The organism is Rahnella sikkimica (assembly GCF_002951615.1).
In the GTDB taxonomy this organism is placed as follows: Bacteria; Pseudomonadota; Gammaproteobacteria; order Enterobacterales; family Enterobacteriaceae; genus Rahnella; species Rahnella sikkimica.
On sequence record NZ_CP019062.1, the window covers coordinates 284042 to 304645 of the forward strand.

General features: G+C 54.3%; 18 protein-coding genes. 14 read left to right on the forward strand and 4 right to left on the reverse strand.

Translation table 11 applies throughout. The annotated features are described in order from the left end of the window. The first annotated feature begins 11 nt into the window (after nt 1-11). Entirely contained in the window at nt 12-290 is a 279-nt protein-coding gene (locus BV494_RS01395; RefSeq protein ID WP_104921229.1) for a YfcL family protein, read from the forward strand. 70 nt (nt 291-360) lie between these two features. Here the strand turns inward: BV494_RS01395 and mnmC are convergent, their stop codons facing one another. After that, nucleotides 361-2391 carry a bifunctional tRNA (5-methylaminomethyl-2-thiouridine)(34)-methyltransferase MnmC2/FAD-dependent 5-carboxymethylaminomethyl-2-thiouridine(34) oxidoreductase MnmC1 gene (mnmC, locus tag BV494_RS01400; protein WP_104921230.1) on the reverse strand — a complete coding sequence of 677 codons (2031 nt, stop codon included), beginning with the start codon at nt 2389-2391 and terminating at the stop codon, nt 361-363. Between the two features lie 170 nt (nt 2392-2561). Between mnmC and fabB the strand changes: the two genes are divergently transcribed. The 7 genes from fabB (at nt 2562) to BV494_RS01430 (ending at nt 11368) form a co-directional block, all read left to right on the forward strand. Further along, nucleotides 2562-3782, forward strand: a complete 1221-nt coding sequence (gene fabB / locus BV494_RS01405) for a beta-ketoacyl-ACP synthase I (RefSeq protein WP_104921231.1) — start codon at nt 2562-2564, stop codon at nt 3780-3782. Between the two features lie 230 nt (nt 3783-4012). After that, a complete protein-coding gene (locus tag BV494_RS01410) occupies nt 4013-4486 on the forward strand; it encodes a DUF2946 domain-containing protein (RefSeq protein WP_104921232.1) in 474 nt (157 codons plus the stop codon). Nucleotides 4487-4574: 88 nt separating this feature from the next. After that, the gene (locus BV494_RS01415; protein WP_104921233.1) at nt 4575-6050 is read left to right on the forward strand and encodes a PepSY-associated TM helix domain-containing protein; all 1476 of its coding nucleotides are present in this window, start codon (nt 4575-4577) and stop codon (nt 6048-6050) included. Between the two features lie 288 nt (nt 6051-6338). After that, nucleotides 6339-7676 carry an arginine/agmatine antiporter gene (gene adiC, locus BV494_RS01420; protein ID WP_104921234.1) on the forward strand — a complete coding sequence of 446 codons (1338 nt, stop codon included), beginning with the start codon at nt 6339-6341 and terminating at the stop codon, nt 7674-7676. A gap of 46 nt (nt 7677-7722) precedes the next feature. Beyond that, on the forward strand, nt 7723-10029 hold the full coding sequence (locus BV494_RS01425) for an Orn/Lys/Arg family decarboxylase (protein ID WP_104921235.1): 2307 nt from the start codon (nt 7723-7725) through the stop codon (nt 10027-10029). 40 nt (nt 10030-10069) lie between these two features. After that, a complete protein-coding gene (locus BV494_RS25665) occupies nt 10070-10231 on the forward strand; it encodes a hypothetical protein (RefSeq protein WP_192938056.1) in 162 nt (53 codons plus the stop codon). A 12-nt stretch (nt 10232-10243) separates the two neighbouring features. Further along, a complete protein-coding gene (locus tag BV494_RS01430; protein WP_104921236.1) occupies nt 10244-11368 on the forward strand; it encodes an SLC13 family permease in 1125 nt (374 codons plus the stop codon). Here BV494_RS01430 and pdxR read toward each other — a convergent pair. Next, entirely contained in the window at nt 11361-12836 is a 1476-nt protein-coding gene (pdxR, locus tag BV494_RS01435; RefSeq protein ID WP_104921237.1) for a MocR-like pyridoxine biosynthesis transcription factor PdxR, read from the reverse strand. The two genes, BV494_RS01430 and pdxR, sit on opposite strands and share 8 nt — an antisense overlap. Before the next feature lie 100 nt (nt 12837-12936). Here pdxR and BV494_RS01440 point away from each other — a divergent pair, with 100 nt between their 5' ends. Further along, complete coding sequence (locus tag BV494_RS01440) at nt 12937-13392, forward strand: rhodanese-like domain-containing protein (RefSeq protein ID WP_104921238.1); 456 nt, start codon at nt 12937-12939, stop codon at nt 13390-13392. A gap of 8 nt (nt 13393-13400) precedes the next feature. On the opposite strand, the gene flk is transcribed toward BV494_RS01440, so the two are convergent. Both flk and BV494_RS01450 read right to left on the reverse strand, forming a co-directional pair. Next, nucleotides 13401-14450 (reverse strand): flagella biosynthesis regulator Flk, encoded by a 1050-nt coding sequence (gene flk, locus BV494_RS01445; RefSeq protein WP_104921239.1) that lies wholly within the window; start codon nt 14448-14450, stop codon nt 13401-13403. A gap of 231 nt (nt 14451-14681) precedes the next feature. Continuing rightward, a complete protein-coding gene (locus BV494_RS01450; protein ID WP_104921240.1) occupies nt 14682-15587 on the reverse strand; it encodes a DMT family transporter in 906 nt (301 codons plus the stop codon). Between the two features lie 128 nt (nt 15588-15715). Here BV494_RS01450 and BV494_RS01455 point away from each other — a divergent pair, with 128 nt between their 5' ends. The 5 genes from BV494_RS01455 to BV494_RS01475 all read left to right on the forward strand — a co-directional run bounded on the left by BV494_RS01455 (nt 15716) and on the right by BV494_RS01475 (nt 20437). Then, on the forward strand, nt 15716-16522 hold the full coding sequence (locus BV494_RS01455) for an AraC family transcriptional regulator (protein WP_104921241.1): 807 nt from the start codon (nt 15716-15718) through the stop codon (nt 16520-16522). Between the two features lie 89 nt (nt 16523-16611). Continuing rightward, nucleotides 16612-17739 carry a 4-phosphoerythronate dehydrogenase PdxB gene (pdxB, locus tag BV494_RS01460; protein WP_104921242.1) on the forward strand — a complete coding sequence of 376 codons (1128 nt, stop codon included), beginning with the start codon at nt 16612-16614 and terminating at the stop codon, nt 17737-17739. Between the two features lie 126 nt (nt 17740-17865). Further along, nucleotides 17866-18876 carry an aspartate-semialdehyde dehydrogenase gene (locus BV494_RS01465; protein ID WP_104921243.1) on the forward strand — a complete coding sequence of 337 codons (1011 nt, stop codon included), beginning with the start codon at nt 17866-17868 and terminating at the stop codon, nt 18874-18876. Between the two features lie 2 nt (nt 18877-18878). Continuing rightward, complete coding sequence (gene truA / locus BV494_RS01470) at nt 18879-19709, forward strand: tRNA pseudouridine(38-40) synthase TruA (protein WP_104921244.1); 831 nt, start codon at nt 18879-18881, stop codon at nt 19707-19709. A gap of 59 nt (nt 19710-19768) precedes the next feature. Then, on the forward strand, nt 19769-20437 hold the full coding sequence (locus BV494_RS01475) for a DedA family protein (RefSeq protein ID WP_104921245.1): 669 nt from the start codon (nt 19769-19771) through the stop codon (nt 20435-20437). Nucleotides 20438-20604: the final 167 nt, after the last annotated feature.

Below are 20604 nucleotides of genomic sequence, written 5' to 3' on the forward strand. Positions count from 1 at the left end.
GAGGAAGAGTGATGATCGCCGAATTTGAAACGCGAATTTTAACGCTGATCGACGACATGGTCGAAAGCGCCAGCGACGATGAATTATTTGCCAGTGGCTATCTGCGAGGCCATCTGACCGTCGCGGTTGCCGAGGCAGAAGAGAATGGCGAGCATACCGCCGAAGCGCTGAAAGTCCGTGTTCAGGATGGCCTGGATAAAGCCATCAAAGCCGGTGAATTATCACCGCGCGATCAGGCTCTGGTTCAGGGGATGTGGGAGACTCTCTATCAGGCTTCTTTACCAAACTAGCTGGTATTTCAGTAAAAAAAAGCGCAGCACGGTGTTCCGGCTGCGCTTTTTTGTTGCCTGAAAAGGGCAATCAGCGGGATTCGACCGGGCGGCCTTTGAGTAATTTTCTCACCCACATCCGGTTCGGATTCAGTGCAGCCAGCGTTTCACTGTCCAGCGGCATCGGCTCACCGGCAATCTGCGCGGCCAGCACTTCGGCACCGAGCGGCGCAGAACTCAGGCCACGCGAACCGAGTGCGCCAAACAGGAACAGATTCTCATGCACCGGCGCATTCGCAACCGGGCGATGGCGCTGAATGTCGAGATCTAACTTCTGATAACTTTCCAAAAGTGCATCGTAATCAGAAACCGACCCGATCATCGGCAGGTGGTCGCGTGTGGCGCAGCGCACGCCGTTGCGCGCCTGCGCGTCACTGACATCCACCTGTTTCGGCCAGTTTTGCTCTGGTAAACAGTTCAGCAAACGCTGACGGTTTTCCTGCTGATCGTCTTCGCGATAATCCGTACATTTATCGGCGCGATGATAGCTGGCACCGATGCAATGATGCTGGTTGAGCGGATTCACCGGCGTCAGGTAGCCGTCATAGCACAGCACTTGTTTAAGTTTGCTCAGTTCCGGCGTTGTGGGAATATGTGAAACCTGGCCGCTGACCGCGTAAACCGGCAGCTTTTCACTTTGCGTGAAATCAGTGATATCCGCACCGTTCGCCAGTACCACGGCCTGATGACGGGCTTCATATCCGTCAGCAAACTTCAGCGTCCAGTATTCGTCTGCGTCGCGGCTTAAGGCCGTAACCCGCTGACGATAATGCACCGCTAATCCCTGTGTTTGCGCCAGTGCGATCAGCGAGGCGGTCAGCTCCGCCGGGCACAGCCATGCGCCGAGCGGATACGTCACGCCACCGCTGCCGCAAGGCAATCCGCATAACGCTTCAGCCTCGGCTTCACTCAGCCCTTTTGCCAGCCCCTCCGGCCAGTTACCGCTGATAATCCCGTCAATCTTGCCCTGACTTTTTTCGTCGTAGCCCAGCTGTGTCACACCGCTCCAGCCGTGATCAAAAGGCACGCCCAGCTTTTCCAGCTGGAAATACTGGCGGCGGGCGAACGTAAAGGCGTGCGCGAAGAACTGTTCCAGCGTGTCGCCCCGGCCATTGAGCAGCGGATAAACCGCGCCCTGACGGTTACCGGACGCGCCCAGCGCCGGTTTTTCATCGGCGCAGTACAGCGTAACGGCATAACCACGGCGCAACAGCGCCAGCGAAAGTACGGCACTGGCGACGCCGCCGCCAAGAATCGCAAATTCAGTGGCATTTTTAGCGGGCGGGCGGAAATACCACGGCGCAGGGTGCGGAATATCAATTCCTGCGGGTAGAACGCCCGATAGCATATGCCGCTTTTCGCCGAAACCGGGCACTTTCGCGATGTCAAAACCCGCATCCTGCAAGCCGCGGCGTACAAGACCAGCGACGGTGAAAGTGGCGAACGTGCCCTGCGGGCGGGTCATTTTGGCCATTGAACGGAACAGATCTTCCGTCCACATGTCCGGGTTCTTTGAGGGCGCAAATCCGTCCAGGAACCAGGCATCCACCTGCTGATTCATACTGGTGTCACATGCGGGCAGCAGGGTAGTCACATCGCCAAACCACAGGTCGAGCGTGATGCGTCCGCCCGCGAGTAAAAGGCGGTGACAACCGGCGAAAGGCATCGGCCATTGTTCGCAAAGTTCGGTGGAATACGCGGTCAGTTCCGGCCATTGCGCATGGGCGGCGGCCAGATCGCTGGCGGATAACGGAAACTTTTCGTAGCTGATGAAATGCAGACGTTGCAGCGTGGCATCCGGGCTTTCGGCGCGGAAAGCATCGAACGCCTGCCACAGCGTCAGGAAGTTCAGCCCGGTGCCAAAACCGGTCTCGGCAATGATGCAAAGCGGGCGAGGGTGGGCGGAAAAACGTGCCGGAAAATGGTTGCCATTCAGAAAGACATGACGTGTTTCCAACAAGCCGTCCTGATTGGAAAAATAGACGTCATCAAAATGTCGGGAAACAGGTGTACCCTGTTCGTTCCAGCTTAATTCAGCCGGCGTGATCGGGTTATGGCTCACGTGAAACTCTCTCAGTTCAAGGCGATGCCGGAGTTTAGCGCTGCGTTTGACCTCGCGCAAATTTACCGCGATTTACACAAGGAATTGCTGATCGGACTTGTTCGGCGTACAACTGTACGCTAGAGTGCGTGACGAAATCCCAAATGGTGAATAGTACAAGAGGTATTTAAATGAAACGTGCAGTGATTACTGGCCTGGGTATCATCTCGAGCATCGGTAACAACAAGCAGGAAGTTCTTGCATCTCTGCAGGAAGGTCGCTCTGGGATCACCTTCTCGCAAGAGCTGAAAGATGCCGGGATGCGTAGTCACGTCTGGGGTGATGTCAAATTAGACACCGCAGGCCTTATCGATCGTAAGATTGTGCGTTTCATGAGTGATGCCTCGATCTACGCTTACCTTTCCATGCAACAGGCGATTGAAGACTCCGGTCTGACCCCTGAAATGGTCTCTAACGAACGTACCGGCCTGATTGCAGGTTCCGGCGGCGGTTCTCCACGCAACCAGGTTGCGGGTTCCGACGGCATGCGTGCCAAAGGCCTGCGCGGCGTTGGTCCCTACATGGTGACCAAAGCGATGGCATCCGGCGTTTCTGCCTGCCTCGCAACCCCGTTCAAAATTCGTGGCGTTAACTACTCCATCAGCTCTGCCTGCGCAACCTCTGCTCACTGCATCGGTAACGCGGTAGAAATGATTCAGCTCGGCAAACAGGACGTTGTCTTTGCCGGCGGCGGTGAAGAACTGTGCTGGGAAATGGCGTGTGAGTTCGACGCGATGGGCGCATTGTCCACCAGCTACAACGAAACCCCTGAAAAAGCTTCCCGTACCTATGACAAAGCGCGTGACGGTTTCGTCATTGCAGGCGGCGGCGGTATGGTGGTGGTTGAAGAGCTGGAACACGCTCTGGCACGTGGCGCACACATCTACGCAGAAATCGTTGGCTACGGCGCAACGTCTGACGGCGCAGACATGGTGGCTCCATCTGGCGAAGGCGCTGTACGTTGCATGAAAATGGCAATGAACGGCGTGGATACCCCAATCGACTACGTTAACGTTCACGGGACCTCTACACCGGTCGGCGACGTAAAAGAACTGGGTGCAATCCGTGAAGTGTTCGGTTCTACAACACCGGCACTGTCTTCCACCAAAGCCATGACCGGTCACTCTCTGGGTGCGGCGGGCGTGCAGGAAGCCATCTACACCTTGCTGATGGCTGAGTACGGTTTCATCGCGCCAAGCATCAACATCGAAAACCTCGATGAGCAGGCTGAAGGCATGGACATCATCACTAAACCGACTCAGCGCGAGCTGACGACTGTGATGTCCAACAGCTTCGGCTTCGGCGGCACCAACGCCACGCTGGTGATGCGTAAGCTGAAAAACGACAAATAATTTCTGTTGTTAAGCTAAAAACTAAGCCTGCTTTCGAGCGGGCTTTTTTATATCCTTCATCCTTCAAGCCGCCTCTGCGTTGGCTTCGTTCGTTCGCCCCGGTCACTTACTTCAGTAGGCTCCCTGAGTTCATTCACTTGCCGCCTTGATGCAACTCGAATGATTTTGGATATCTAATCCAACATTTCAGGTACAATTTCGCCGCTTATTATTTTCACCTTGTTGACATAATGCTCTCACTCCAACACCTTCATCACCGACATCGGCACTTCCCGGCCTGGCTGGGTATTGTGGCGATTTTGATGTTGTTTATCGCACCGGTGATTTCTAAATCACGGGTGGCTGAGGGTGCGCAGCACATGATGATGCCTGGAATGGTGATGTCCGATATGGACATGCCGGACGGGGAAATGTCTGGCATGGACATGTCAGACACTGGGACATCAGGTGAATATTGCCATCCGCAAGCCTGTGAACCGGCACAACATGACACCGTGAAAGGGCTGCTTTCCGGCGACATGAGTGATGCTGCATGCGGTTATTGTGTGCTGCTGGCGCATTTACCGCTGCTCGATTTGCAGGCCATGCCGATGCTCTGGTCGCTGGAGCTTTCCAGCCGTGCGCCTCCGCGTTCTCTGAAACAACGCCTTGTTCCTTCGCTGTTCTTTACCGATTCGCAACCCCGCGCCCCGCCAGTTTTCTGATATTCCCTTTTTAAGCCAATCCTTTTCTGGTTAACGACGATTTTTCGCCGTTAGCGATGTGCTATTTGAAATTCAGGAAATCAGATTTATGAACCAGCCTGCAAACCTGCGTGTAAACGCGGGGGAAAAACTGTCTGCGCAAACCGCCTTTCTCGCCCTGTTGCGGCGTCTGCATTTTTATATTGGTCTGTTTGTCGGGCCGTTTATTTTCGTCGCCGCGCTGACCGGGACGCTGTATGTGCTGACCCCGCAGTTCGAAAATTACCTGTACGCGGATGCGTTATTTACCGATTCACAGGGCGCGTCGCAGCCGCTTTCACACCAGATCGACGCGGCGATAAAAGTCGCGGGGATAAATCCAAAAATTTATGCCGTCAGACCCGCACCGGAACGCGGAGATTCCACGCGGGTGATGTTCTCGGATCCGCAACTGGGCGCGTCCAAAAGCCGGGCAATATTCATCGATCCGGTGACGCTGGCGGTAAAAGGCGATATGACCGTTTACGGAACCAGCGGAATTTTGCCGTTCCGCACCTGGCTGGATGATTTACATCGCGGGCTGTTACTGGGCGATATTGGTCGCGTGTACAGCGAACTGGCCGCCTCGTGGTTATGGGTCGCCGCACTGGGCGGTGTTGTGCTCTGGTTCACCGGACGCAGAAAAAGCCGCACGCCACGCAAGCTGAGCGAAAGAATTGAAAAGCAGCAGCGCAGCCGCCACTGGCACAGCACGCTGGGGGTGATTCTGCTGGCCGGGCTGTTATTCTTTTCCGCGACGGGCCTGACGTGGTCGCAGTGGGCTGGGGACAATATCGGTGTCTTGCGTGCGTATATGGGCTGGATGACGCCGGCGGTCAAAACCAGTTTGTCTCCTGAGACGGTGGCAGCTCCGGTGGATGAACATGCGGAACATCATGCGCATATGGCTGAAATGCCGGATATGCCCCGCATGGATATGTCGGCTGATGCGATGCCCGCTGCGCCTGCTGCCGTGGCGGTTTCCGCACAAACTTTCGATAGCGTTGTTCAGGCGGCCAGAGCTTCAGGTATTGAAGCCCGCCGGATAGAAATCCGCCCGGCTTATACCGCGGATAAAGCGTGGACAGTGACGGAAGTTGACCGCAGATGGCCAACACAGGTTGATGCCGTTTCCGTCGATCCGGCTTCATTACAGATCACCGATCACGTTCGTTTTGCGGACTTCCCGCTGCTGGCGAAACTCACGCGCTGGGGCGTTGATGCTCACATGGGCATCCTGTTTGGCGTCTGGAATCAGGTCATTCTGGTTGTCTTTGGCACCGGGCTTTGCGCGATGATTGCCTGGGGATACCGGCTGTGGTGGCTACGCCGTCAGGGCGATGTCAGCAGCAGCCCGGCCATCACCATGCTGCAAACCTGGAAACGTGTGCCTTTTGCCCTGCAATGCCCGATAGCCCTGGTCACTTTAGGGTTAGCGATTTCGTTGCCGGTCATGGGTGGCAGCCTGGTTATTTTCCTGCTCATTGATACCCTGCGCTGGCAGCGTCAGAAAAAGGCACTGAAAACGGCCTCAGCCCTGAGCTGAATTCCGGCTTTTTTCAGGTAACCCTTTTCCGGCGCTGCAATATTTGCAGCGCCGGTTTTTTAGTCCCCGATGATGGTTTCGCACTCTCCGTATGTTCACCATCGGACTGATAATTATGTTGATTATATTCAGCATTTATAATCATTGATTTAAATTACTTCGCTATTTATCACGTGCTGCATAATTTTCTACTAGTCTTACCTTTGCGTCAGAAAAGTCTTAAGTCCTTTCCGTTCTCATTCGCTATTCCCTTGAAAATTAATGCATTACTTTTAGTAAGGGTAATCTATGGCAACTGATTCAGAGGCTCAAAAAGTCGGTTTAATCCCGGTCACCCTGATGGTTTCGGGCAACATCATGGGGTCGGGGGTATTTCTCTTGCCTGCCAATCTGGCTTCAACCGGCGGTGTGGCAATTTATGGCTGGCTGGTGACTATCATCGGGGCGCTGGCGTTATCCATGGTGTACGCCAAAATGTCTTCTCTTGATGACAGCCCGGGCGGGTCATACGCTTATGCACGCCGGGCATTTGGCCCTTATCTTGGCTACCAAACTAACCTGCTTTACTGGCTGGCCTGCTGGGTGGGCAATATTGCGATGGTGGTTATCGGCGTCGGATATCTCAGTTATTTCTTCCCGATTTTAAAAGAACCTCTGGTTCTGACATTCACCTGCGTCGCCGTGCTGTGGCTTTTCGTCATCCTGAATATTGTCGGGGCGAAGATGATTACCCGGGTTCAGGCTGTGGCGACCGTTCTGGCGCTGATCCCGATTCTGGCTATCGCTATTTTTGGCTGGTTCTGGTTTAAAAGCGATACCTACATGGAAGCGTGGAACGTCAGCGGTAAGAGTACTTTTGGGGCCATTCAAAGCACGTTAAGCGTCACGCTTTGGTCGTTTATTGGTGTTGAAAGTGCTTCGGTCGCGGCGGCAGTGGTTAAAAACCCCAAACGGAATGTGCCGATTGCCACCGTCGGCGGAGTGCTTATCGCTGCGGTTTGTTATGTGCTTTCAACCACGGCGATTATGGGGATGATCCCCAACGCCGCATTGCAGCTCTCAACCTCGCCGTTTGGTGATGCGGCACGCATGGCGATGGGGGACACCGCAGGGGCCATTGTGACATTTTGCGCTGCTGCCGGTTGTCTCGGCTCGCTGGGCGGCTGGACGCTGCTGGCCAGTCAGACGGCAAAAGCCGCCGCCGACGACGGGCTTTTCCCCCCTATTTTTGCCAAGGTCAACGAAAAAGGCGTGCCGGTTAAAGGGCTTATCGTTCTCGGTATTCTGATGACCATCTTTCAGGTTTCAACCATTTCGCCAGATGCTACAGCGCAGTTTGCTTTGGTCTCATCGGTTTCCGTTATTTTCACGTTAGTCCCTTATCTCTATACCTGTGCTGCGTTAATGCTGGTCGGGCACGGTCACCTGGGCAACCGCGCGGGAATGTATGGCTTCATCACCCTGATCGCCTTCGTGTATTGCGTCTGGGCGGTCGTGGGTTCAGGTGCCGAGGAGGTGATGTGGTCATTTGTCGCGCTCATGGTGATCACTGCCATGTACAGCTTCAACTATAACCGCCGCCATAAAAACGCTTATCCATTGGGTAAGCCCCTGGAACTGGACTGATTGACTCCCCGATTAATGCTCAATTCAGGATGATAAGGAGAGGTAAATGATTGAATTAAATCGCCATAAAAAACGTAAAGTACTGGTCGTCGACAGTAATATTACGGATGTGAATACCGCGAACGGACGTGCTGTTCGCGAGTTAATTGAAGCGCTTGAAGACAATAACCTGAACGTCATCCCGGCGGTGACCTTTGAAGATGGGATTGCCACCGTCGCATCAGATGCATCAATTTGCTGTGTGTTTGTTGACTGGACGTCCGGCGGTAACGACGACGCTTCGCACAGTCAGGCCTTTGCGCTGTTGCAGGAAATCCGCCGCCGCAATAAAGGCGTGCCGGTGTTGCTGATGGCGGAACATTCTTGTATCGACACGCTGACGCTCGATACCATGAAAATGGTCAATGAGTTTGTCTGGATGCACGAGGACACCGCTGAGTTCATCGCCGCGCGCTCTGTTGCTCTGATCGAAAAATATTATGATCAGCTCCTCCCGCCATTTACCAAAGCCTTGTTCAATTACACCCAGCATTCACCGGAATATTCGTGGGCCGCCCCCGGTCATCAGGGCGGCGTTGCGTTCACTAAAACGGCGGTGGGCCGCGAATTTCTCGACTTCTTCGGTGAGAACTTATTCCGAACCGACACCGGTATTGAACGCGGTGCGCTGGGGTCTCTGTTGGATCACAGCGGTCCGATAAAAGAATCCGAAACCTATGCCGCACGGGTTTTTGGCTCTCATCAGTCTTACTCGGTACTTAACGGGACTTCGGGGTCTAACCGCGCAATTATGACCGCGGTGGTAGGCGATGGACAGTTTGCGTTGTGCGATCGCAATTGCCATAAGTCTATCGAGCAGGGATTAGTCATGACCGGCGGCATCCCGGTCTTTTTTATTCCGACACGTAACCGTTTTGGCATCATTGGCCCGATCCCGAAATCGCAGTTCTTGGCGGAGTCCATTCAGCAGAAAATTGACGAACATCCGCTTAAAAAGCTGGCCTCCGATCCCAAGCCCATTTACGCGGTTGTCACCAACTGTACCTACGATGGCATGTGTTATAACGCTAAACAGGCACAAGACTTGCTGGCGAAAAGCGTTGATAACATCCATTTTGACGAAGCCTGGTATGCCTATGCGCGCTTCAATCCGTTCTATCGCGACAGATATGCGATGCGCGGAAATCCCGCTGACCATGATCCGGACGGGCCGACCGTATTTGCCACGCACTCCACCCATAAGTTGCTGGCAGCGCTTTCACAGGCATCCTACATCCATATCCGAAACGGTAAAAAACCTGTCGAGCACTCACGCTTCAATGAGTCCTACATGTTGCAGGCCACCACGTCGCCGCTGTACGCCATCATTGCCGCCAATGAAGTCGGGGCAGCAATGATGGACGGTAAACAGGGGGAATCGCTGACCCAGGAAGTCATCAACGAAGCCGTTGATTTCCGCATGGCGCTGGCAAAAGTCCATGCTGCCTTTGCTGCACAGGGGGAATGGTTCTTTTCGCCGTGGAATGCACCTGATGTGATCGATGTGAAAACCGGTAAAAAAATTCCGTTCATTAATGCCTCCAAAGAACAACTGACGACCGACCCGGCCTGTTGGGTGCTCCGACCGGGAGAAAGCTGGCACGGTTTCGATCAGCTTGATGATGACTGGTGCATGTTGGATCCTATAAAAGCGGGCATCCTGTCGCCGGGAATGGGCGATGACGGCAAAATGTTCGAGACCGGGATACCTGCCGCAATGGTGACGGCCTTTCTTTCCCAGCACGGGATTGTCCCCTCGCGAACCACTGATTTCATGGTGCTCTGTCTGTTTTCAGTGGGCGTTACTAAAGGAAAGTGGGGGACGTTGATCAACGTTCTGCTGGAGTTCAAACAGCATTACGATGACAACAGCCCGCTGACGCTTTGCCTGCCCGATCTGGTTTCCTCCCATGCGACACGTTATTCCGGCATCGGGCTGAAGGATCTTTGTGATGAAATGTTTGCCTACATGAAAACCAGCCAGATGGATAAACTTCAGTCCGAGGCTTTCGCGAAAATTCCGGTTCCTGTCCGGTTGCCGCGCGCCGCTTTTCAGGATCACATGGCCGGACGTTGTGAACACCTGACGCTGGATAAGCTTGCCGGGCGCGTCTCTGCGGTGGGTGTTATCCCTTATCCGCCGGGTATTCCTATCGTTATGCCTGGCGAAAGTTTTGGGGCAAAAAACGATCCGTGGCTCAGTTATATCCGCAGTATTGCGCAGTGGGGGGAAAAATTCCCCGGCTTCGAAAAAGAGCTTGAAGGCGCAGAGTTCAAAAACGGTCAGTACCACATCTGGGTGCTGAAAGAATAATCAAGAGTCTACCCGTCAGCTTTGCAGCAGCAAGGTGAAAATGACGGCAATTGATGTTATTGCGGGATATGCCGCAAACGGCTGCCGGGGCTCTGTATGCGCCCCTTTTTATTTGCGCGATGCCTCGGGGAAATCACTTTTGGAGTGGCAGCAATTAATTTCTTCGGGTAACGTCAGCGCATCGGATAACCGGCTTTTTTAATTAAGAAAAACCATGCTTACAACGGCTTTCAGCACAGTGTTTAAACCCTTTCTGCGCGACAGATTTTTGCATCTTCTGGTGTTGCTGGGCGTCATTCTGACGCTGTTCCAGACTGAGAAAATCATGCAGTTTCCACAGTTTGTCGACTGGGACACCATCATCACCTTGCTCGGTCTGCTGATGCTGACCAAAGGCGTTGAAGTCAGCGGCTACTTTGATTTTGTTGGCCGTAGGATGATTAACGCCATCGACAACGAACGCAGGCTGGCGCTTTTTCTGGTCACGGCCGCAGCTGTGCTTTCCACCTTTATGACCAATGACGTCGCGCTGTTTATCGTGATCCCGCTGACGATTACGCTGAAAAAGCTGACGTCTCTGCCGGTTACGCGGCTGATCATATTTGAAGCGCTGGCGGTGAATGCGGGCTCATTGCTGACACCGATTGGTAATCCGCAAAATATCCTTTTATGGAATAAATCCGGCCAGTCCTTTCTGCATTTTATCGGGCAGATGGCTCCGCTGGCGCTGGTGACACTGCTAGCACTGCTGATTGTCACCGGCTTTTGTTTCCCGTCGCGCAGCCTTAAAAAAACGGCAAACAATGAGGGCTACCCGTTCCAGAAGCGTCTTTTAGCCAGCTGTGGCGTTCTGTACGTCGTCTTTATTGCCTGCGTGGATCTGGGGTTGGCGTTGTACGGATTACTCGCGGTGATCCTGTGTTTCCTGCTGCTGGCGCGAAAAGTCCTGCTGCGGATCGACTGGCCGCTGATCCTGGTGTTTATCGTGATGTTCATCGATGTGCGTCTGATTGTCGGGTTAGACGTTTTACAGCCGGTTTTCGCGCGAATTCACGGGCTGCCAGATTACGGACATTATTTGCTGAGCATCGGGTTGTCTCAGGTCATCAGCAACGTGCCGGCGACGATCCTGATGATTAACTATCTGCCTTCCGGCCCGCTACTCGCCTACGCCGTGAACGCCGGTGGATTTGGTCTGGCGATGGGATCGCTGGCTAACCTGATTGCATTGCGCATGGCAAATGACAAAACGATCTGGCTGAAATTCCACTTTTACTCGTTCCCGTTCCTGCTGTTCAGCGGTGTTGCTGGCTGGTTCCTGCTCCCGTTAATCAGTTGAACGCGCCGGTATTGATAGCGGCCAGCCGGTTAACGGCGGAAGCAATTTCTGCGGGCGTGAGGGCAGAAAAGCCCAGCAACCAGCCATCGCGATGCAGCGCGTGGAGTTCGCTCTGATTGAGAAACAGCGGGGAAAGGCGTGGGGTTTCGATGCCCGCTTTGGCGGCCAGTGCACTGAGTCGCTGTTCTTGTCCGGCAGGCAAATGCGCCGCGATCTGTAAGCCCCCGGCCGCAACCTGCGGGGTCAGCCAGTCAATTTTTTGCCGGATTTGCTCCAGCAGATGATCGCGGCGGCTCTGATAAAGCTGGCGGGAAAGACGCAGGTGCGAGGCGAAATGACCGCTTTGTATAAATTCTGCGGTCACCGCCTGCATCAGCTGTGAAGAATGACCGTCACTGACGGTTCGCAGCGTCACCATCGGTGCGACCAGTGACGGGGGCAGCACGATGTAAGCCAGACGCAGCGAGGGGAATAAAACCTTTGAGAAGGTGCCCAGATAGATAACTTGCTGGTGCTTGTCCAGCCCCTGCATGGCCGGAAGGGGGCGTCCGTCGTAATGCAGTTCGCTGTCGTAATCGTCCTCAATGATCCAGCTTTCCTGACGTTTGGCGTAATCCAGTATATGCAGACGGCGGGACAGACTCAGGCTTACGCCAGTGGGGTAATGGTGAGAAGGCGTGAGATAGATCAGACGCGGCGAAGGAGAGTCGTCAGCCGGACTGATGCCCTGTTCATCCACCGGTATCGCACAAAGGCGCGCACCGGCACTGGTAAACGCATTACGGGCTCCCGGATAACCGGGTTCTTCAAGCCAGACTGTATCGTTAGGATCAATCAGCAACATCGACAACAGTTGCAGTGCCTGCTGGGAACTGGTGGTGATCATGATGTGATCAGCGGAACACAGTACGCCGCGCGACTGTTGCAGATAACCGGCAATCGCCTGGCGAAGGGGTAAATATCCCTGCGGATCGCCATAACCCAGCAAACGTTCGCCTTGCGTGCGCAATTGTTTAGCGGTGATTTGCTTCCAGATTTTCAGGGGAAACGCGCGTAAATCGGGGGAGCCTGCTGCGAAAGCCGTGGGGAATTGCGGGTCGTTGCAGCCGCCGGTTGCCACAATGTCCCGGCCCCGCGCTGAAAGCGTGGAAAGTTTCGCGGGTGTGTGCCCTTTTGCTCGTGTCGCAGAAGGGCGGGGAAGTGACTGGCTGACGAATGTCCCTTTTCCGGTCTGGCGCTGCAAATACCCTTCGGCTTCTATCTGCGCATAGGCCGCTTCCACTGTAATGCGTGAGACTTTTAAATCGGCAGCCAGCATTCGTGAAGAAGGAAGCCGCTGCCCGACAGCCAGCGCATCGGTATTAATGGCCTTCCGCAGCACCGCGCAAAGCCGGTCGCGCAGGCCGGTCGTTTTGTCCGCGTTTTCAAAAAGCGTAATCAAAGCCGACGGTTGAGACAGGTTAGCCATAATGGGTCTTATTGATGGGCTGAAATTGGTATTAATCATAAGGCCAAAAACAGAGATGATGAACCTGTTTTCAACACAGTGAATTGCAGAGGAAAATTTTATGTCACAGACGTCTTATGTTCTGGCTTACGAACCGCCGTCTCCCGAAGTCAGCGCAGCCTATTTGCTGTCGAAGCTGAGTTTTTATACCGATGCCGCGGATGTGGCAGCCGATTTACAAAATGGCGTGGCCGGTATTGTGGTTATTGATACCCGTTCTGCTGAACATTATGCGCGCGGTCATGTGCCCGGTGCTGTCAGTTTTCCGCATAAGAATATGACGGCAGAAAGCACCTGCGGCCTGAGTAAAGACGTGGTGTATGTCACGTATTGCGACGGGATTGGCTGTAACGGCTCTACGCAGGGCGCGTACAAACTGGCGAAACTGGGGTTCCGGGTGAAAGAAATGATCGGCGGGCTGGATTTCTGGATCCGCGACCGGCATCCGGTGGTGGAAGGCGAAGCGCGCGGAGTCTATCCGGCAGACTTCGCCCCAGATGATTGCGGTTGTGCGTGAGCAGTGGTTTAAAAAACCGCCCACAGTAATAGTACGACCACCACAAAAGCGATAAACAACAACGGCTTGCCGCCAAGCGCCTGCATGGAAGGCGGCAACATGGCCACGAAAGGATTCATGATTGGCTGAGGATCAGTGCGCGACACGGTGGTAAAGCTGTCATCGATGTTTTCCGCACGCGGCGAACGGTCAACGCGCTGGCTGAACAATACGCCAATCAGATCACTGACCTGAACCGGCGTCAGTGGCGTGGATAACGTCGCGCTGAAACGGTTTTCGACATACTCGGTGAGCTGACGTATTTCATGCGTGCTGGCCGGTTGTTTCAGAACGCTCAGCAGCGTGGTCAGCGTCGGCGCAGTGGTTTGCTGGCTGAGTGATGCTTTCACCTGCATGAACTGGCTCAACAATTGAAAATGCTTTGCCGGGATCGAATCGCCAACTTTTACGCCCACCAGATTGAACAGTTGCTGCCAGACTTTGACCGGCGCTTCGCCGGTCGCCGCACTGAGGCGTGTGACCAGTTGTTGCAGGCTGTTATGTTCCGCAGGCAGCAACGGGCGATCGGTGACCGGCGTCTGCTGAGGTTGCGGAATATTCATCTGACGTGTCTGGATCAGATCCAGCACTTGCTGAAGTTGCGGATGCGTCAGCTGGCTCAGAACGGTATGACCAAAGTTCTGGCGAATAAAATCGCTGACGGCCTGCCGGTTATTGCCCTGCGGCAACAGCTCGGTCAGCTGCAACATCAGCTGGCGGGTCGCGTGGCTGTCTTGGGCCTGAGTCAGTTTCCCCTGCAACAACGTCTGTGCCTGAGGAAATTGTGATGAAGTGATTTCTGCATCATGAGGCAGAGAAAGATCGTGGCGTAAATTAGCCCAGATCTCGGCAGATTTGATGGGCGTCAGCGCCATCAGTTTCACAATCAGCTTTTCCAGCGTGGTGCGCTGTGCCGGTGTGAGCGGTAATTCGCCTCCCGGTTTAACCGGAACGGTCTGACCCTGGGGCTGTGTTCTGTTGTCGCCAACCGGCATGCCCGGGCCGCTCAAAGGTTGCATATCACCGTCCTTCGCTGGAAATGTAAACGTCGCTTGATGAGAAAGCGCGGCGCAGAGCGCAGAAGCGCCTCATCATACCTGCAAAGTGTTTTAACGGACACCGTGAATAGCAGCCCGGTGAACATTCATGGGGATATTGTTTCTGAAAACGGCGGGTAAAAACATCTTACTCTACGCAAAAGCGTAAAAGGGGAAGGTGCCATCCACCTGAATGGCGGATGACAGCCAGATTTAACGTGTTTCTTTTTGGAATCCGTCCGGCTTGTGGCCAAACAACGGTTTTCGCAGGCGTTGCGCGAGGATAACCCCGACCAGCGTGATACCGCCGCCAATCAGATGATAGCTTTGCAGCTGTTCGTGCAGGAATAATACGGCAATGATGGCCGTGAAAATCGGCGACAGGTTCATGAAAATAGAGGCTTTGTTCGCACCCAGGCGGATAACGCCCTGGATCCACAAATAAGGCGCAATGATTGACGCCGGGATCCCCGCGAAAAGCACCAGCGGAATATTGTGTACGGTCAGGCTGACATCTTTCGCCATCAGGAAGTTAGGCAGCAGCAGTAAGACGCCAAAAATGATCTGCACATACAACGATTGCCAGTTAGGCAGCGGGATCGCCCAGCGCTTGGTCAGTACGCCATACAGCGCGTAAGACGCGGACGCGGCAAACATCATCAGCTCCCCGGTGCCGATACCGTGTTGCAGCAACTGCGCCGGATCCCCTGCGCTCACCAGCCAGATGAGTCCGCCGAGAGAAACAATACTGCCGACCGCCACGCCAACCGTGGGTACCACGCTCAGGACAAACAGGCCGATAAGCACCGTCAGCAGTGGGATCAGGGAGTTAAGGATCCCCATAAACAGGGCGCTGACGCTGTGCGCCGCGTAGTACGCCAGGCTCTGATAAAGCACCATTCCGAGCAGACCGAGGATCAGCAGTTTCCACCAGTATTGCCTGACGGCTTGCAGGTTACGCAGAACGCCGGGCAGGATAAAAGGCGTCAGCGTTACCAGCGCCAGAAGCCAGCGGTAAAAAGAGATGGCGGCCGGATCTATCGCACTGGATGCGGCCTTGCTGACGACCGCGTTCAGTGACCAGATCAGCACGGCCAGCAGCGGAAAAAGTACATTCATTGGAAATTGTCCCTGAGTAAATCGTAACGCAAGTGTACGATTGTCTTATTTGTTAGATATAACGATAATCAGACAACTGTTTCCGCAATTAAGACAATCGCAATATCGCTTACAGACAAAAGGATTTTATGCCAGCTCCGCGCGTTTCATCTCCGAATCCGTCCTCTCCCCGCTATTATCCGCCCTTGCCGGAAAAAACGCCGGTGACACTGCTGTTTCGCGGCGAGATTGTCGAGGGGAATTCCGAGTATGTGCAGCATTCACATCCGTGGAGCCAGATTATCTGCGTGAAATCCGGCGTTCTGGCGATGCGGGTGGCCGGAAAACGCTATCTGGCACCGCGCGAGTTTGCGATCTGGGTGCCTGCCGGTGTGGAGCATTCGAGCTATAACCGCAAAACCACGCGATTTTGTGCGATTGATATCGCCCCGGCGCTGGATAAAGATCTGCCTTCCACACCATGTTTGCTGACGCCGACGGCCATTTTCAATGCGATTGCCGATGACTGCTTTTCGCGCAATATGTCGGAGCCGGTCACCGAAGCGGACCTGCGCATGTGCCGCGTGTTGCTGGATCAAATCAGTCTGGCACCGCGTCAGAATACCTATCTGCCCACTTCCGAAGATAAATTACTCTCACCGGTGCTGAGTGCGCTGGAGAAAAATCCGGCGGATAATACGCCGCTGGCGCAATGGGCGACGCAGGTTTACACCACCGAACGGACGCTATCGCGCCGCTGCCAGCAGGAGCTGGGCATGGGATTTGCGGAATGGCGTCAGCGGTTGCGCTTTCTGCATGCCATCTCGTTGTTAGAGCAGGGCAAAACCGTACACGAGATTGCGCTGGATGTGGGATACAGCTCGGCGTCGGCGTTTATCGCCATGTTCCAGCACATTTCCGGCACCACGCCACAACGTTTTCGTAACGACAGGTAAACCCGGTTGGGATCTCATTTCATATCGTGGCAAAATCAGTGTCCTCTTTATTTTCTATTCTTTCTTAGGCCTTGCTGCCGGAGACAAACGTGAAAATCCTGGTTGATGAAAATATGCCGTATGCCGTCGAGCTTTTTAGCCGGTTGGGGAACGTACAGGCCGTGCCTGGCCGCCCAATTCCACAAGATGCGCTCAATGATGCTGATGCACTGATGGTGCGGTCCGTGACGAAAGTGAACGAAAGTTTGCTGGCGGGAAAACCGGTGAAATTTGTGGGTACCGCAACGGCGGGTACCGATCACGTTGATGACGCATGGCTTGCCACGCAGGGCATTGGCTTCTCGGCGGCGCCGGGCTGCAATGCGATTGCGGTGGTGGAATATGTCTTTTCTTCACTCCTGATCCTCGCGCAGCGCGACGGTTTTCAACTGCGCGACAAAACGGTCGGGATCATTGGCGTCGGTAATGTGGGTTCGCGCCTGAACGCCCGTCTGGAAGCGCTGGGCATCCGTACACTGCTTTGCGATCCGCCGCGCGCCGATCGCGGCGATGCCGGTGAATTCTGGCCGCTGGAAAAACTGGTCGCCGAAGCCGATATTCTGACGTTCCATACTCCGCTGAATATGTCTGGCCCGTATGCCACGCATCATCTGGTGGATGCGGATTTACTGGCGCGTCTGCCGGCTGACCGTATTCTGATTAACGCCTGCCGTGGTGAAGTTGTCGACAACGCCGCGCTGCTGGATGCGCTGAACGGAAGCAAAAAACTGACCGCCGTGCTGGATGTCTGGGAACCGGAACCTGATTTGTCGCTGGCATTGCTGGATAAAGTTGCCATCGGAACCGCGCACATTGCCGGTTACAGTCTGGAAGGGAAAGCGCGTGGCACCACGCAGGTTTTCGAAGCGTTCAGCCAGTTCATCGGACAACCGCAAACTGTGCCGCTGGAATCCCTGTTGCCTGCGCCGGAATTCGCCGAAGTCACTTTACGCGGCGCGCTCAGCGAAGCCAAACTGCTGCGGCTTATCCACTTAGTGTATGATGTGCGCCGCGATGACCGGCCTTTGCGCCGTGTTGCCGGGAAACCGGGCGAATTCGATAAGCTGCGCAAGTTCTATGAAGAACGCCGCGAGTGGTCGTCTTTACGTGTTATTTGCGATGATGCAGCGACGGCAGACGTCCTGAAAAAGCTCGGATTTAACAGCCAGCCTGGCTGATTTAAACCCGTCTTAACACGGCCTTAAGCTTTTTAGCCTACAGTGACGCGATAACTATTTGAAAGCAGGGCGGTGATTATTCATCGCCCCTTGTCTTTGTACTTTTATTTTCTGGAGAAAACCAACATGTCTGATGGCTGGAATATTGCGCTGCTTGGCGCGACGGGCGCAGTCGGTGATGCGTTACTGGAATTATTGGCTGAACGTCAGTTCCCGGTTGGTGAGCTCTTCCCGCTGGCCAGTGACCGCAGTGCGGGTCAGACCGTGCGTTTTAATGGCAAAAGTCTGCGCGTACAGCTGGCATCCGGGTTTGACTGGTCACAGGTTCAGCTGGCGTTCTTTGTTGCCGGCCACGAAGCCTCTGCGCTGTATGCCGAAGAAGCGGCAAATCAGGGTTGTCTGGTGATCGACAGCAGCGGTCTGTTCTCCCTCGAAAACGATATTCCGCTGGTGGTGCCGGGCGTGAACCCGGACGCGCTGTCCCATTACCGTAACCGTAATATCGTGGCGGTTGCCGATAGCCTGACCAGCCAGCTTCTGACGGCGATCAAGCCGCTGACCGAACAGGCCGGGCTTGCCCGTCTGCATGTTACTTCTCTGCTGTCCGTTTCCGCGCTGGGTAAAGCCGCCGTGGACGATCTGGCCGGCCAAAGCGCCCGTCTGCTTAACGGTATCCCGGCAGAAGAAGGTATTTTCACTAAGCAGCTGGCGTTTAACCTGTTGCCGCTGGTGAGCGATGAAGAGGGCAGCGTTCTTCAGGAGCGTCGTCTGGTCGATCAGGTTCGCAAAGTCCTGCAAAATGATGGTCTGCCTATTTCCGTCAGCTGTGTGCAGTCTCCGGTATTTTACGGCCATGCGCAGGTTGTGCATCTCGAAGGTTTGCGTCCGCTGTCAGCGGAAGAAGCGCGTACTGAACTCGAACGTATCGATGATATCAGCCTCAGCGAAGAAGATGATTTCCCGACGCAGGTCAGCGACGCTTCCGGTAACGCGAACCTGAGCATTGGTTGTATCCGCAATGACTACGGGGTGCCTGAGTTACTTCAATTCTGGTCAGTGGCTGACAACGTGCGTTTCGGCGGTGCCCTGATGGCGGTTGAGACCGCAGAAAAACTGATTAACGAATACTGGTACTGATCATGTCCGATGAAGTGATTGCTGACGTCGTGGCTCCGGTTGTTGCGGGGCGCGTGGCGTTAGGCATTGAGTACAACGGCAGTGAATATTATGGCTGGCAGAAACAACAGGGCGCGGCGAGCGTCCAGGCGTGTCTGGAAAAAGCCCTGAGCCGCGTGGCGGATGCGCCGATTGTGGTGCTCTGCGCCGGGCGTACCGACGCGGGTGTCAGTGCCACCGGGCAGGTAGTGCATTTCGATACGCCGGTTTTGCGCAAAGACGCCGCGTGGACGATGGGCGTCAATACCCATCTGCCGAAAGATATCGCCGTGCGCTGGTGTGCCAGTGTCCCTGAAGATTTTCATGCACGTTTTAGCGCCACGGCACGCCGTTATCGCTATGTGATTTACAATAATCGCTACCGTTCGGCGATTTTGCATACCGGCGTCACGCACGTCCACATGCCGCTTGACGTCGAAAAAATGCAGCTCGCCGGGCAGGCCTTGCTCGGGGAAAACGATTTTACGTCGTTTCGTGCGTCCCAGTGCCAGTCGCGCACGCCGTGGCGTTACATGATGCACCTGAATGTCAGCCGCCACGGTCATTATGTGGTGGTGGATATTAAGGCGAACGCCTTTGTGCATCATATGGTGAGAAATATCGTGGGCAGTCTGGTTGAAATCGGTGCCGGAAATCAGCCGGTGGGCTGGATGGCGCAACTGCTGGCAGCGAAAGATCGCAATCTCGCTGCGGCGACCGGCAAAGCGGAAGGGTTGTATCTGGTATCTGTTGATTACCCTGAGAAATTTGCATTACCTCAGGTCAGTATGGGCCCCTTGTTCCTGGAAGATTAGGGAACAGTACACGTGATTTTTACGCCACGTTTTAAAGAACATATGGGACGGTAAATCAAATGAGTTTTATCCACTTTATTATTGATTTTATTCTTCATATTGATGTGCATTTAGCGGAGCTGGTTGCCCAGTACGGCATCTGGGTTTACGGGATTTTGTTCCTGATCCTGTTTTGTGAAACGGGTCTGGTGGTGACGCCGTTTTTACCGGGCGATTCGCTGCTGTTCGTGGCGGGCGCGCTGGCGGCATTGCCAAGTAATGACATGAACGTGCATTTGATGGTGTTGCTGATGGCCATTGCGGCGATCCTCGGTGATGCGGTGAACTACACTATCGGACGGGTGTTTGGTGAGCGGCTGTTCAGCAATCCGGATTCAAAAATTTTCCGCCGCAGTTATTTAGACAAGACCCACAAGTTTTACGAGAAACATGGTGGCAAAACGATTATTCTTGCGCGCTTCGTGCCGATCGTCCGCACGTTTGCACCGTTTGTGGCCGGTATGGGACATATGTCCTACCGCCATTTCGCGGCGTATAACGTGATTGGTGCGCTGGTTTGGGTTCTGTTATTTACCTATGCTGGCTACCTTTTTGGCGATCTGCCGATTGTTCAGGAAAATCTGAAATTACTGATCGTTGCGATTATCGTGGTTTCGATTCTGCCGGGTGTGGTAGAAATCTGGCGGCACAAACGCGCAGCGGCGAAAGAAAAGCGTCAGCAGGATTAATCTGCGGCGAATTTTTGCGCAAGCGCGTTAAAATTTAAGGCATTAAACCAGAGGGTGGACCAGTTTTTTATCCACAGTGTCTGGCCATTATGGTTTAATGAGCGACAATTTATGGTCTGTTCCTGCGAACAACCCTTCTGCGATGCGGTGTGTGAGGTTTTTTGACA